We start from the raw sequence: 12,683 nt of genomic DNA on the forward strand, positions 1-12,683 counted from the left end.
GCCGTATTAGGTAGCTACAGCGGAGGTTATGGCATATCCTTACGATCCTCCCGATGCTGTCGACGGTGCAATGCCGACCGAAGATTCGCTCTTTGAGGTTTGGGATACGGTCGAGCGGCTTGCTAAAGACCATGACGTTTCGACCCGATCGCAGAATGACGCCCAGGTCGCGGCGCTCAATGCGCGGATCGTCAGCCTCGAAGCGGTATTGCAGATGCTGGTAGACCCCGCGACTGGCGAGGGGGGCTACAGTGACATTCGCGCGAAAGCCGTGCAGGTGCTCACGCATTCCGCCTGACGCGAGCCCGGGATTTGCTCAGGCCGTGGATCGCTTCAAAAAATCTTGATGTCCACTAACAGCGGCCGGCTGGGCATCAACCCGATCGACCCGCGCGGTGGGCGGTCCATCATGCGCCAGTCGGACAAATTGCGCGACGGCATTCTCATCGCCTTCGATCAGAGCCTCGACACTGCCATCGGTGCGATTGCGCACCCACCCGCAAAGGCCAAGGCCTTGCGCTGTTTCCACCGTCCATGCACGATACCAGACGCCTTGAACCCGGCCTGTGATCGTCAGGCGGCGCGCGACCCGGGTCATTAATGGACGCGCTTGATCCAGGTCTGGCCGCCTTCGCGCACCTCGACCGTGAAATTGGGAACGTCGCGGATCAGGTCGGACAGGCGCTTATACCCATAGTTGCGTGTATCGAAACTCGACCGATTTCCCGCCAGCTGCCCTACGCTGCCCAACGCCGCAAAGCCATGTTCGTCGCGCTTGACGGCGTCATAAGCGTCGATCAGCAGTTTGACGACTTCCTCATCGATCGGTTTGGCCTTCGGTTCCGATTCGGTCGCGGCTTTTGATTTCGCCGCAGCCGGTCTGGTTTCCGCCTTCCGTGCAGGCTTGGAAGCAGGAACCTCGGCCGGTTCCAGCGCGGCAACGTCGATGAAGCGGGTGCAGGCGCGGCGAAATCCTTCGGGCGTATTGGCATTGCCAAAGCCGTAAACGGGGATGCCGTCCTGTCGGATGCGCGTCACCAAGGGCGTGAAATCGCTATCACTGGACATGAGGCCGAAACCATCGACACGGCCGCTGGCCAGCAAGTCCATGGCATCAATGGTCATTTTCATGTCCGTGGCATTCTTGCCTTTGGTCAGGTCGAATTGCTGCTGCGGCTCGATCGCCTGGGTAATTGAAAGAGCGGCCCAGGCTTTCAGGGTCGTCTTGCTCCAATTGCCATAGGCCCGGCGGATATTCACCGTTCCTAGTTCTGCCAGAACTGTCATCACCGAATCGAAATGCGCCGCCGAAGCATTGTCGGAATCGATCAGCAGCGCAATGTTACCGCGCCCTTCCTGTCGCGTCGCCATAGCCGTCTCCTGCGTCAGGCGGCCGGCGAAAAGGCGCCGCTCGCTTCATCCAATATGTGAAGCTGGCCGTCGGCGATCGCGAAGAAGCTGCCGATCAGTTTGAGTTCGCCCGCCTTTTCCTTCTCGCGCACGCACGGGAAACTGCGCAGGTTGGCAAGGCTGACCTTGACCCCTTCCTGCTCCATCGCTCGCTCGACCTCCCGGTCGCGGCGCTCGCCATAGCGGCCAACGACCGTCTCGCGCGCCTCGTCCAGCAGCTCGATCCAATTGTGAATGAAGCCGCCTTCGCCCGGAGGCGCGCCCTTCAGATCGGCGCTGAGCGCCGCCTTGCAGCCGCCGCATTTGCCATGGCCCATGACCAGGATCTCGTCGACCTTGAGCACCTGCACCGCAAATTCCAGCGCGGCGGATACACCATGACGGCCTGGCGTCGTTTCGAATGGCGGGACCAAAGCGGCAACATTGCGCACAACGAAGATTTCGCCGGGGCTGGTGTCGAATATCTGTGCCGGATCGACGCGGCTGTCCGAACAGGCGATCACCATCACCCGGGGGCTCTGCCCTTCGTTCAATTCATCCCAGCGGTCGCGCTGCTGCGCCCAGCCGGTTTCGCGGAAGCGGCGATAGCCCGCCAGCATTTCGGCAAAGTCGATCATGGCGACGATGTGCCTGACAAACTCTGCACTGGCAAGAGCGACCCGGCATCGCTATCTGGTGCCCATGAACGAGCTGTCCCCCATTCCCGCGCCGGCCCAGCCCGAACGCGCCCGCAAGCCCGACTGGATCCGCGTGAAAGCCCCGACCAGCAAGGGCTATAATGAGACCCGCCAGTTGATGCGGGAAAAGAAGCTGGCGACGGTTTGCGAGGAAGCGGCCTGTCCCAATATCGGCGAATGCTGGACCAAAAAGCATGCGACGGTCATGATCCTGGGGGACGTGTGCACCCGCGCCTGCGCCTTTTGCAACGTCAAGACCGGCATGCCGCGCAAGGTCGACCCCAATGAGCCGCAGAATCTGGCGGATGCCTGCGCTGAAATGGGGCTGGAGCATATCGTCATTACCTCGGTCGATCGCGACGATCTGCCCGATGGCGGCGCCAGCCAATTCGTCAAGGTGATCGAAGCTCTGCGCCGCACGACGCCGAACACGACCATCGAAATTCTGACGCCCGATTTCCGCAACAAGCATGAGCGGGCGGTCGAAATGATCGTTGCGGCGCGCCCCGACGTCTACAATCATAATCTTGAAACCGTGCCGCGCCTCTATCCAACCATCCGGCCGGGCGCGCGCTATTATGCGTCGCTGCGCCTGCTGGAAACGGTCAAGAAGCTCGATCCGTCGATCTTCACCAAGTCGGGCATCATGCTGGGGCTGGGCGAGGAGCGGTTGGAGGTGCATCAGGTAATGGACGACATGCGTTCGGCCGACATCGATTTTCTGACCATGGGCCAATATCTCCAGCCGACGCCCAAACATGCCAAGGTGATGGAGTTTGTGACACCTGCCGCGTTTAACGCCTATGCCGGCATCGCCCGCGCCAAGGGCTTCCTGCAAGTGGCGTCCAGCCCGCTCACCCGCTCCAGCTATCATGCTGGCAAGGATTTTGCCGAAATGAAGGCAGCGCGCGAAGCGCGGCTTGCCAAGGCCGCGGCGAAGGCCTGACCGCACGATGCCCCGTCACAACGAAACGCGTCATCTTCCCTATACGCCTGCCCAGATGTTCGACCTGGTGTCGAACGTCGCGGCTTATCCCGAATTTCTGCCCTGGGTGAGCGCGATCCGTGTGCGTCAGGATGGCGAGCGAGAAATGGTCGCCGACATGATCGTAGGCTTCAAGGGCATCAAGGAAAGCTTCACATCGCGCGTCCTTAAGGAGCGACCCGATCATGTGCGAGTCGATTATCTCGACGGGCCTCTCAAGCATCTGCACAATGAATGGCAGTTCCGGGACGACGGGCAGGGGGGCGTGCTGGTCGATTTCGAGGTGGAGTTCGAATTCAAGAACCGCATCTTCGAAATGCTCGCCGGGCAGTTTTTCGACAAGGCGCTGCGCAAGATGATCGGTGCGTTCGAAGAACGCGCTGCCGAACTTTACGCCTCGCCGGGCAGCAGCAATTCCAGCGCGCACAGCGCCGCCTGAAGGCGAACGCCGCCCCGGCCGTCATTATCGAAATGCCGCATGTCGGCGACGACCTTGTCGGGGCTGGCGCCCCGCTCGGCGCGCGCGAACACGACTGTGCCGACGGGCTTTTGATCGCTGCCGCCGCCTGGCCCCGCAATGCCTGTGATGGCGACAGCGACATCGGCGTGGCTTTGTTTCAGCGCGCCCTGCGCCATCGCCCAGGCGGTGGCGATAGACACGGCGCCGAACGTGTCCAACACGTCATGCGAAACCTTCAGAAGCTCCGCCTTCATGTCATTGGAATAAGTGATAAATCCAGCTTCGAAGACGTCGGACGAGCCAGCGATCTCGGTCAGTGCGGCGGACACAAGGCCACCAGTGCAGCTTTCGGCAACCGCCACCGTGCGCCCGGCGCGACGATTGGCGATGATGACCTTGTCGGCGAGTTCGACCAGTCGGGTCGGGAGGACAGTATCGGGCATGGCGTCAGGATAGCGCGGGTAGGGAGAGGGTGGCAACCGCCTGTGCCGCGATCCCTTCACGGCGGCCCGCAAAACCCAGCCTCTCGGTCGTCGTCGCCTTCACGCTGACCTGTCCGATCGACACCTCCAATATCTCGGCGATACGGGCGCGCATGGCTTCGCGGTGCGGACCGATCTTGGGCGCTTCGCAGATAATGGTGAGATCGATATGGTCGATCCGCCCCTGATGCGCCTTCACCCGGTCGCGGGCATGGGCAAGGAAACGGTCTGACGACGCCCCCCGCCATTGCGGATCGGATGGCGGAAAATGGCTGCCAATATCTCCATCCCCCAGCGCGCCCAGCAGCGCGTCGACGATCGCATGGAGCGCGACATCCGCGTCGCTGTGACCGGCCAGCCCGCGATCATGCGGGACGAGGACGCCGCCCAGCCACAAGGGCTCGCCCGCTGCAAGGCGATGCACGTCATAGCCCATGCCCACGCGGGTAACGAAAACGGGCGCCAACAGGGCTTGCACGCGGCTGAAATCCTGTTCGTAGGTCAATTTGTTCAATCTTTCATCACCTTGCACCAGAATGACGTCATGACCACAGGCGCGCAGAATTTGCGCGTCGTCGGTCGCGTCATGTGCCGTATCCCAGGCGCGATGCGCAGCTAAAATAGCTGGAAAGCGAAAGGCTTGCGGCGTCTGGACTCGATGCAATTGCGCGCGATCCACCGTATTTTCCATGAGGCCGCCCGCACCGCGCACCAGAGTGTCTGCAACGGGCAATATGGGGATAGCCCCGTCCTTGTCCATCAACGCGTCCAAGAGCCGATCCACCACCACCGGGGGCAGGAAGGGGCGCGCCGCATCGTGGATCAACACGATGTCCGCGCCGCCTGCCGCAGCGATCGCCTCCAGCCCCGCATGTACCGATCCCCTCCGGCTGTCCGCGCCGACCACCACCTGCACATCCTCACCAAGCAGCGCCTGCGCGACATCCTGCTGACCCGCCGCCACGACGATGACCACGCCGTCGATTGCATCATGGCTGGCCAGGGCCTCATGCGCGTGGGCCAACACGGTTTTGCCTGCGACGACGCGATATTGCTTTGGCACGTCACCGCCAACGCGGTTGCCCTGGCCGGCGGCGACGATCAGCGCGATGGTCTTCAAGGGAAAGGTCATCGCCGCCGCATAGCCGCTCCCGCTCAAATCAGGAAGGGGGAGAGGCACAGCGCTTGTCGGCGATGCCCATTTCCGCTAAAGGCTGCCCGTTTTTTAGGCACATTGTGAAGTGAAGATCATGCGCAGGCTTTCACCCATTTCCATCGGTCCGGTGACGATCGACATGCCCGTCGTTCTGGCACCAATGACCGGCGTCACCGACATGCCGTTTCGGACGCTGGTGCGCCGCTATGGATCGGGCCTGAACGTGACGGAAATGATCGCTTCGGCGGCGATGATACGCGAAACGCGCCAGTCGCTGCAAAAGGCCGCCTGGCATCCGCTGGAAGAACCGGTGTCAATGCAGTTGGCCGGCTGTTCTCCCAGGGAAATGGCCGATGCCGCCAGGCTCAATGCCGATCGCGGCGCAGCCATTATCGACATCAACATGGGCTGCCCGGTCAAGAAGGTCGTCAATGGCGACGCCGGCAGCGCGCTGATGCGCGACCTGCCGCTCGCCGCCTCGCTGATCAAGGCGACGGTAGAGGCGGTCGACGTGCCCGTCACCGTCAAGATGCGGATGGGCTGGGATCATGCCAGCCTCAATGCGCCCGAACTGGCGCATATCGCCGAGGATCTGGGCGCAAAACTGATCACCGTGCACGGCCGCACCCGTAACCAGATGTACAAGGGGTCGGCCGACTGGGCCTTTGTGCGCAAGGTGAAGGATGCGGTGAAGCTGCCCGTCGTCGTCAATGGGGATATCTGTTCGATCGAGGATGCCGACACAGCACTGGAGCAAAGCGGCGCGGATGGCGTGATGATCGGCCGCGGCGCTTATGGTCGTCCCTGGCTGATCGGTCAGGTCATGGCGTGGCTGACGGACGGAACGCGTCTGCCCGATCCTTCGCTTGAAGAACAATATCGCGTAATCGTAGAGCATTATCGCGCGATGCTCGATCATTATGACAGGCATACCGGCGTCAACATGGCGCGCAAGCATATTGGTTGGTATACCAAGGGGCTGACTGGATCGGCGGAATTCCGCAATGCCGTGAACCAGGAGCCGGATGCCGACACCGTCCTCGACATGCTGGCGCGCTTTTATGAACCGTTGATCGCCAGCGGCCTGGATCCGGCGGAATTGCGCAAGGCCGCATGACCAGCGTCCTGACGTCGGTCCCGCCGCTCCGCGTCGCGCAGGACGGACCATCGCTGGCCGAACAGATGACTGCGTTGCCGGTCGCGACACTGATCGTGAAGCCGGACAATAGTATTGCCGACGCCAATGTTCGCGCAGAAACGCTGCTTAACATGGCGCGTTCGGCGATCATTGGCAGTGACGTGTCGCGGACCATCAGAATTGCCGAAGCAGGTGCACGCTTTGACATCTGGCACAGCAACAAGGCGGTTGCGGCTTACGATATCAAGGTTCATGCGGGCCGCACCGCGGAGATGGAAGTCGATTTGCTGATTTCGCCGATCGTCGATCATGACGGCTGGCGCGTTGTGTCGGTGCACGCGCAAAGCCAGGCGCGCAAGATCGGTCGTCGCAACTCGGCCGGAGGGGCGCGCTCCGCCATGGGCGCGGCCGCCATATTGGCGCATGAAATCAAGAATCCGCTGTCGGGAATTCGTGGCGCGGCGCAACTTCTGGAATCCGGTCAGGACGGGCGCGACACAGCGTTGACACAACTTATCTGCAATGAGGTGGATCGCATTGCCGCGCTAATCGACCGGATGCAGGATTTCACGACCGATCGAACCTTGGAGTGCCACCCCGGCAACATCTATCCCCTGATTGATCGCGCCGCCGGAATCGCTGCTGCGGGGTTCGCAAAAAACATCAAGATCATAAAACATTATGATCCATCCTTGCCATTTGCCACCATCAACGACGATGCGTTGGTGCAGGTGATGATAAACCTGCTGAAAAATGCCGCCGAAGCACTGGATCATGTCGCCAGGCCGGTCATCCGCGTCGAAACCGCTTTCCGCCACGGCGTTTCTGTGGTGACGGGTGGCGGCAGGGGCAGTGCTGTGCTGCCCATCGAAATTCTGGTCATCGACAATGGTCCTGGCGTTCCGGAACATATTCTTGACCATCTTTTCAACCCGTTCATCACCGGCAAGCGGGACGGGCAGGGACTGGGGCTGGCGCTGGTCGACAAGCTGGTGCGCGACATGAATGGCTTTGTCCAATATGCGCGCGACACCGAAGCCGGAGAATCCAGCTTCCGTATATTGCTTCCGATGGGGATGGCGTCATGAGGGCGACGGGTGCGATCCTGGTGGTCGATGACGATCCCGCAATCTGCGTCGTGGTCGGCGAAGCGCTGCGGCGGCAGGGGCATAAGGTGAAGACGGCCGCGTCCATTCGCGAACGCAGCGCCTTGATCGACAGTTTTACGCCCGATGTCCTTATCACTGACGTCATGCTGCCCGATGGCGACGGACTGGACGGCGTGGCCGATATTCTCGACCGCAACCCGGACCTGAATGTCATCATCCTTTCGGCGCAGAACACGCTCAATACCGCGATCCGCGCGACCGAAAAGGGGGCGTTCGAGTATCTGCCCAAACCTTTCGATCTGAACGAACTTACCCGCGCCGTTTCCGACGCGCTGGGCACTCGCGCCCCGGCCGACGGGGCGGAGGAAGGGCATGGCGGCCTGCCCCATGACGGACTGCCGCTCGTCGGCCGCTCACCAGCGATGCAGGAAGTCTATCGGACGATCGCGCGCGTTCTGTCCAATGACCTTTCGATCCTGGTGCTGGGCGAATCGGGAACGGGGAAGGAACTGGTTGCAGAGGCGATCCACAGCCTGGGGCAGCGGCGCACAAAACCCTTCATCGCGATCAATATGGCTGCAATACCGCGTGAGTTGATCGAAGCGGAACTGTTTGGTTATGAAAAGGGCGCCTTTACTGGCGCGCAGGTTCGTACTGCCGGCAAGTTCGAACAGGCGCAGGGCGGCACGCTCTTTCTCGACGAAATTGGAGATATGCCGATGGAGGCGCAGACGCGCCTGCTTCGTGTCCTTCAATCGGGTGAAGTCACGACAGTGGGGGGCTCGAAACCGGTCCGGGTGAATGTCCGGATCATCGCAGCCACTAACAAGCACCTTCCGCAACTGATTGAAGAAGGCCGCTTTCGGCAGGATCTCTACTATCGCCTGAACGTCGTGCCGATCGCGCTGCCACCCCTGCGGGAACGGCGGGAAGACGTCATTCTGCTCGCGCGCCATTTCCTGGAACGCGCCGCGCAGGATGGCCTGCCGAGAAAGGCTCTGGCCGAAGACGCTGCGCAATTGCTGATGGCCTGGCATTGGCCCGGCAATGTTCGTGAACTTCAGAATATGATGCAGCGCTTGTCGGTGCTCAGCCGGGAAAATGTCATTACGGCCGAGATGCTGCGCCATATGCTGCCGATCGAGCATGTTCCGGCGGATCATGCCGCGCCTGCCGATCATCTGATCCATGCCGTCCGCGACTGGGCCAAACGGCAATTAGGGATCGGCATCAGCCAGCCGCAACGCGCCTTGCACGATGATCTGCTCGCCGTGATCGAACCGGTCCTGCTGGAAGAGGTGTTGTCGAGTGTTGATGGAAACCAGATCCGGGCGGCCGGGTTGCTTGGCATCAATCGCAACACGTTGCGCAAGAAATTGACGGATTATGGCCTTGATCCCTTGCAGCTGCGTCTGGGGGACTGACCCGATCAGGTTGCGGATCGAGACGAAACGACGGGGGGAATCGACCAGCGACAGCTGGGCGGTGAAATACTGTGTTTGAATGGGCACGGGCTTGTTGTAACAAAGCCACTATGATCGGCGCGAATATCCTCCCCAGGCGGGCCGCTGCATGGCGGAGGCTGATGCCAGCGTTCCTCCGCGGCGGGCGGCTCGCTGCGTTGGTGGAAGGGATTACGCTCGCGCTGTTCCTCGGCATGGCGGGGCTGACCTACCATCTGCTGTCCGGCAGCGGCCAATCCTATACATTGCTGACACCGCCGATCGTCGCGCTGTTGCTGGTTGCCAATCTGGTTCCTGCAATCGCCCTGCTTGTTCTGCTGGGCCGCCGCGTTGCCAAGCGGCGCGCTAGCGCGTCGGCGATCGGCAGCGACGGGCAATTGCACGTGCGGCTGGTCGCGATCTTTTCGATCGTCGCGAGCGTCCCGATGCTGCTGGTGGTGATCTTCGCATCCCTGCTGTTCCAATATGGCGTGCAATTCTGGTTTTCCGACAGCGCGCGCGGCATGCTGCAAAATGCAAGCGATCTGGCGCGCGGCTATTATGAGCAAAATTTGCGCGAGGTTCGCGACGAAACGCTGACCATGGCGGGTGATCTTCGCGATTATCTGAGCCAGACCGACGTTTCCAGCCCGCGTTTCGCCGAGGGCTATATCTATCAGGTCGTCACGCGAAAGCTGAACCGATCGGCCATTATCGAGGTGGGGAAGGACGGGATCGCCCGTACCGCCGCGACGGTCGATCCGGAAAATCGCCCGGTTGCCGAGATGCTGCCGCCAAACGTCGTGCGTCGCCTGGCGGCGGGCGAAGATATCGTGGTCCAGGCGCGCCCGAACCAGGTCGAGGCAGTGACCCTGCTCTATCCCGACAGCAAGGTCTATCTCTACGCCACGCGCAACGCGGGCACATCGTCCTTCTCCAATGTGGAACGGGCGCAAAAGGTGATTGCCGACTATGATCTTTTCGCGGCGCAATCGCGCGCGCTGCAACTGCGCTTCAACGTCGCGCTGTTCGTAGGTTCGTTGTTGCTCGTCGGGATCGCTGTCTATATCGCCCTGGCGGTGGCGGACTGGATGGTCCGCCCGGTCAACGAACTGGTGACCGCGGCCCGGCGCATCACCGCGGGCGACCTGTCGGCGCGCGTCACCAGCCCGCTCAGCCGCGATGAAATCGGCACTCTGGCATCCGCCTTTAACCGCATGACGCAGCGCCTCGAAGCACAAACCGGCGCGCTGGTGGCTGCCAACAGTCAGCTGGACGAGCGCCGCGCCTTTATTGAGGCCATCCTGTCAGGCGTCACCGCAGGGGTTTTGTCCGTCGATCTGGAAGGTGTCATCCTGCTCCTGAACAGTTCAGCGGCAGCTATCCTTGTGGGAGAGGATGATGACCCAGTCGGCCGGAGTCTCGCGGAAATTTCTCCAGAACTTGCTGATTTCGTCACATCAGGCGAGGATGCCGGCATCGTTCAGGTGCGGGCTCATGGCGACTTGCGGACCCTGGCGGTGAAGCTCGCCGCCGACGCATCGCGCCATATTCTCACCTTCGATGACATTACCCAGCAACTATCGGACCAACGCCGCGCGGCTTGGTCGGACGTCGCCCGGCGTATTGCACACGAGATCAAGAACCCGTTGACGCCGATCCAGCTGGCGGCCGAGCGTCTTCAGAGGCGCTATGCTGAGGAAGTGACCAGCGACAAGGCGACATTCAGCCGATTGACCGGGACCATCGTGCGCCAGGTCGGTGACCTGCGTCGGATCGTCGACGAATTTTCTTCCTTCGCGCGGATGCCGAAGCCAGTTTTCCGCCGCGAGGCGATTGGCGACATCGCTCGCCACGCCCTGTTCCTGCACGAAGTCGCCCATCCTGACATTCAGTTCGAATATGTCGCGCACGAAAGCGACCTGGAGCTGGTATGTGACCGGCGCCAGCTCGGGCAGGCATTGACGAATATCGTCAAAAACGCTGTCGAAGCCATTGAGCCTAAGGCCGAACCTGATGCAGGTGGCCCGCGCGGCCATGTTCGCATGACGCTCGCTCGGGATGGTGAGGATATCGTTATCACGGTGCGGGACGATGGCATTGGCCTGCCGCCCGAGCGGGATCGCATCCTTGAACCCTATATGACGACGCGGACCAAAGGCACCGGCCTGGGTCTCGCCATCGTCAAGAAGATTGTCGAAGAACATCTTGGCGAAATCCGCTTTGACGATGCCCAAGGCGGCGGCGCACGCGTAACTCTGCGATTTGCCGCGATGGCACTGGAAAAACTGGAAGAAGGGCAGCCGGTGGCGCTGCCAAAAGGAAAAGTGACGGCCCATGGCGCTTGATATTCTGATTGTCGACGATGAAGAGGATATTCGCGACCTCGTCGCGGGTGTGCTGGAAGATGAAGGCTTTACCACGCGCACGGCTGCCAACAGCGACAGCGCGATTGACGCACTGGATTCGCGTCGTCCATCGCTGGTGCTGCTCGACGTCTGGCTCCAGGGATCACGCATGGACGGACTGGAACTGCTGGACGAGATCAAGCGCCGGGATCCGACCGTTCCAGTATTAATGATCTCGGGCCATGGCAATATCGACACCGCCGTTGCCGCCATCCGCAAGGGCGCGGCCGACTTTATCGAAAAACCGTTCGAGGCCGATCGCCTGCTTCACCTGGTCGCGCGCGCCACAGAAACAGAGCGCCTCCGTAGGGAAAATCAGGTGTTGCGCGCGCGCTTTGGTCAGGATGACGAACTGACCGGCACTTCCGCCGCGATCAACGGCGTCCGCGCAACCATCAAGAAGGTCGCCGGCACGGGCAGCCGCGTGCTGATCTCTGGGCCCGCCGGTGTCGGCAAGGAAGTCGCCGCCCGCATGCTGCACAGCTGGAGCGGGCGGGCCGACTCGCCCTTCATTATCGTCGCTGCCGCGCGCATGGACCCGGACCGGGTCGAGGAAGAATTGTTCGGCATCGAGGACGCGAGTGGGCTCGTGCGCCCTGGATTTCTGGAACAGGCGCATGGCGGCACGCTCTATCTCGACGAGATCGCGGATATGCCGCTCACCACGCAGGGCAAGATCCTGCGTGTATTGACCGATCAAAGCTTTACGCGCGTGGGCGGCCAGCGGCAGGTGAAGGTTGATGTGCGCGTCATTTCCTCAACGGCGCTCAACTTGGCAAGCGAGATCGAGGAAAGGCGGTTCCGCGAAGATTTGTTTTACCGCCTCAACGTCGTTCCATTGGCAATCCCGCCATTGTCGGAGCGTCGCGACGACATTCCGCCGCTGGTTGAACATTATCTCGCCCGCTTTGCCGTCGATCGCCGGGTTCCCCCGCCCGAAATCGCCAGTGACGCCATGGCGGCTTTGCAGGCCAATGAATGGCCCGGCAACGTCCGTCAGCTGCGCAACGTGATCGAACGCACGATGATTCTGACGCCGGGTGACCGGATCGGGCGTATCGAGCTGGATATGCTGCCGTCCGAATTGACCAGCGACAGCGGCGGGGAGGGGATTGGACAATCGGCGATCATGGGCGCGCCGCTCCGCGAAGCGCGCGAGAGCTTCGAACGCGAATATCTGCGTATTCAAATCCGCCGCTTTTCCGGCAATATTTCGCGAACGGCGACCTTCATCGGCATGGAGCGCTCGGCCCTCCATCGGAAATTGAAGCTGTTGGGCATCACCGAAGACAAGGATTAGCGATTTGCCATTGCCTGTGGACGGCTCTTCGCAATTGCGGTAGAAATACACCGCTTCCGGTACGCGGAGACAAGCAAGACGCCCTGCTTAAGGGCGCGAAGAGCGGGTAACGTCCC

13 protein-coding genes are annotated in these 12,683 nt (G+C 61.5%); 8 read left to right on the plus strand and 5 right to left on the minus strand.

Annotated elements, in window-relative coordinates; all coding sequences use genetic code 11:
- Positions 1-70 precede the first annotated feature (70 nt).
- Positions 71-298 (plus strand): hypothetical protein, encoded by a 228-nt coding sequence (locus LL253_RS06970; protein ID WP_228226695.1) that lies wholly within the window; start codon positions 71-73, stop codon positions 296-298.
- A gap of 18 nt (positions 299-316) precedes the next feature.
- On the opposite strand, the gene LL253_RS06975 is transcribed toward LL253_RS06970, so the two are convergent.
- The 3 genes from LL253_RS06975 to LL253_RS06985 are packed head-to-tail and all read right to left on the minus strand — an operon-like array spanning position 317 to position 2,027.
- Positions 317-598, minus strand: coding sequence for an acylphosphatase (locus tag LL253_RS06975; protein WP_228226696.1), 282 nt, complete (start codon positions 596-598; stop codon positions 317-319).
- Positions 598-1,371, minus strand: coding sequence for an NYN domain-containing protein (locus LL253_RS06980; protein WP_009821662.1), 774 nt, complete (start codon positions 1,369-1,371; stop codon positions 598-600). Before LL253_RS06980 ends, LL253_RS06975 begins: the two co-directional genes overlap by 1 nt.
- 14 nt (positions 1,372-1,385) lie before the next feature.
- A complete protein-coding gene (locus tag LL253_RS06985) occupies positions 1,386-2,027 on the minus strand; it encodes a carbonic anhydrase (RefSeq protein ID WP_009821661.1) in 642 nt (213 codons plus the stop codon).
- A gap of 7 nt (positions 2,028-2,034) precedes the next feature.
- Here LL253_RS06985 and lipA point away from each other — a divergent pair, with 7 nt between their 5' ends.
- Together lipA and LL253_RS06995 are read left to right on the plus strand one after the other, a co-directional pair.
- Positions 2,035-3,033, plus strand: coding sequence for a lipoyl synthase (gene lipA / locus LL253_RS06990; RefSeq protein ID WP_050763017.1), 999 nt, complete (start codon positions 2,035-2,037; stop codon positions 3,031-3,033).
- A gap of 7 nt (positions 3,034-3,040) precedes the next feature.
- Positions 3,041-3,511 (plus strand): type II toxin-antitoxin system RatA family toxin, encoded by a 471-nt coding sequence (locus tag LL253_RS06995; RefSeq protein ID WP_009821658.1) that lies wholly within the window; start codon positions 3,041-3,043, stop codon positions 3,509-3,511.
- Here the strand turns inward: LL253_RS06995 and LL253_RS07000 are convergent.
- A complete protein-coding gene (locus tag LL253_RS07000) occupies positions 3,463-3,975 on the minus strand; it encodes a CinA family protein (protein WP_228226697.1) in 513 nt (170 codons plus the stop codon). The two genes, LL253_RS06995 and LL253_RS07000, sit on opposite strands and share 49 nt — an antisense overlap.
- Positions 3,976-3,979: 4 nt before the next feature.
- Positions 3,980-5,146: a bifunctional 2-C-methyl-D-erythritol 4-phosphate cytidylyltransferase/2-C-methyl-D-erythritol 2,4-cyclodiphosphate synthase gene (locus LL253_RS07005; RefSeq protein WP_228226698.1), complete on the minus strand. Its 1,167-nt coding sequence runs from the start codon at positions 5,144-5,146 to the stop codon at positions 3,980-3,982.
- Between the two features lie 118 nt (positions 5,147-5,264).
- Between LL253_RS07005 and dusB the strand changes: the two genes are divergently transcribed.
- From dusB to ntrX, 5 genes are all read left to right on the plus strand, one after another.
- Positions 5,265-6,287 carry a tRNA dihydrouridine synthase DusB gene (dusB, locus tag LL253_RS07010; RefSeq protein WP_228226840.1) on the plus strand — a complete coding sequence of 341 codons (1,023 nt, stop codon included), beginning with the start codon at positions 5,265-5,267 and terminating at the stop codon, positions 6,285-6,287.
- Positions 6,284-7,396 carry a two-component system sensor histidine kinase NtrB gene (locus tag LL253_RS07015; RefSeq protein ID WP_009821654.1) on the plus strand — a complete coding sequence of 371 codons (1,113 nt, stop codon included), beginning with the start codon at positions 6,284-6,286 and terminating at the stop codon, positions 7,394-7,396. Before dusB ends, LL253_RS07015 begins: the two co-directional genes overlap by 4 nt.
- Positions 7,393-8,841, plus strand: coding sequence for a nitrogen regulation protein NR(I) (gene ntrC / locus LL253_RS07020; RefSeq protein ID WP_228226699.1), 1,449 nt, complete (start codon positions 7,393-7,395; stop codon positions 8,839-8,841). The genes LL253_RS07015 and ntrC overlap by 4 nt, the downstream gene beginning before the upstream one ends.
- 110 nt (positions 8,842-8,951) lie before the next feature.
- On the plus strand, positions 8,952-11,207 hold the full coding sequence (locus LL253_RS07025) for a sensor histidine kinase (RefSeq protein ID WP_228226700.1): 2,256 nt from the start codon (positions 8,952-8,954) through the stop codon (positions 11,205-11,207).
- On the plus strand, positions 11,197-12,567 hold the full coding sequence (ntrX, locus tag LL253_RS07030) for a nitrogen assimilation response regulator NtrX (RefSeq protein ID WP_228226701.1): 1,371 nt from the start codon (positions 11,197-11,199) through the stop codon (positions 12,565-12,567). Before LL253_RS07025 ends, ntrX begins: the two co-directional genes overlap by 11 nt.
- Positions 12,568-12,683: the final 116 nt, after the last annotated feature.

Origin of the sequence: Sphingobium soli (assembly GCF_020782245.1) — a bacterium.
Lineage (GTDB): Bacteria > Pseudomonadota > Alphaproteobacteria > Sphingomonadales > Sphingomonadaceae > Sphingobium > Sphingobium soli.

Excerpts from the sequence above, each read along its gene's own strand:
- LL253_RS06995 (WP_009821658.1), top strand. The coding sequence starts at position 3,041 with ATGCCCCGTCACAACGAAACGCGTCATCTTCCCTATACGCCTGCCCAG.
- LL253_RS07005 (WP_228226698.1), bottom strand. The coding sequence starts at position 5,146 with ATGACCTTTCCCTTGAAGACCATCGCGCTGATCGTCGCCGCCGGCCAG.
- ntrX (WP_228226701.1), top strand. The coding sequence starts at position 11,197 with ATGGCGCTTGATATTCTGATTGTCGACGATGAAGAGGATATTCGCGAC.
- LL253_RS06985 (WP_009821661.1), bottom strand. The coding sequence starts at position 2,027 with ATGATCGACTTTGCCGAAATGCTGGCGGGCTATCGCCGCTTCCGCGAA.
- ntrC (WP_228226699.1), top strand. The coding sequence starts at position 7,393 with ATGAGGGCGACGGGTGCGATCCTGGTGGTCGATGACGATCCCGCAATC.
- LL253_RS07000 (WP_228226697.1), bottom strand. The coding sequence starts at position 3,975 with ATGCCCGATACTGTCCTCCCGACCCGACTGGTCGAACTCGCCGACAAG.
- LL253_RS07015 (WP_009821654.1), top strand. The coding sequence starts at position 6,284 with ATGACCAGCGTCCTGACGTCGGTCCCGCCGCTCCGCGTCGCGCAGGAC.
- LL253_RS07025 (WP_228226700.1), top strand. The coding sequence starts at position 8,952 with ATGATCGGCGCGAATATCCTCCCCAGGCGGGCCGCTGCATGGCGGAGG.
- LL253_RS06975 (WP_228226696.1), bottom strand. The coding sequence starts at position 598 with ATGACCCGGGTCGCGCGCCGCCTGACGATCACAGGCCGGGTTCAAGGC.
- LL253_RS06980 (WP_009821662.1), bottom strand. The coding sequence starts at position 1,371 with ATGGCGACGCGACAGGAAGGGCGCGGTAACATTGCGCTGCTGATCGAT.
- LL253_RS06970 (WP_228226695.1), top strand. The coding sequence starts at position 71 with ATGCCGACCGAAGATTCGCTCTTTGAGGTTTGGGATACGGTCGAGCGG.
- dusB (WP_228226840.1), top strand. The coding sequence starts at position 5,265 with ATGCGCAGGCTTTCACCCATTTCCATCGGTCCGGTGACGATCGACATG.
- lipA (WP_050763017.1), top strand. The coding sequence starts at position 2,035 with ATGTGCCTGACAAACTCTGCACTGGCAAGAGCGACCCGGCATCGCTAT.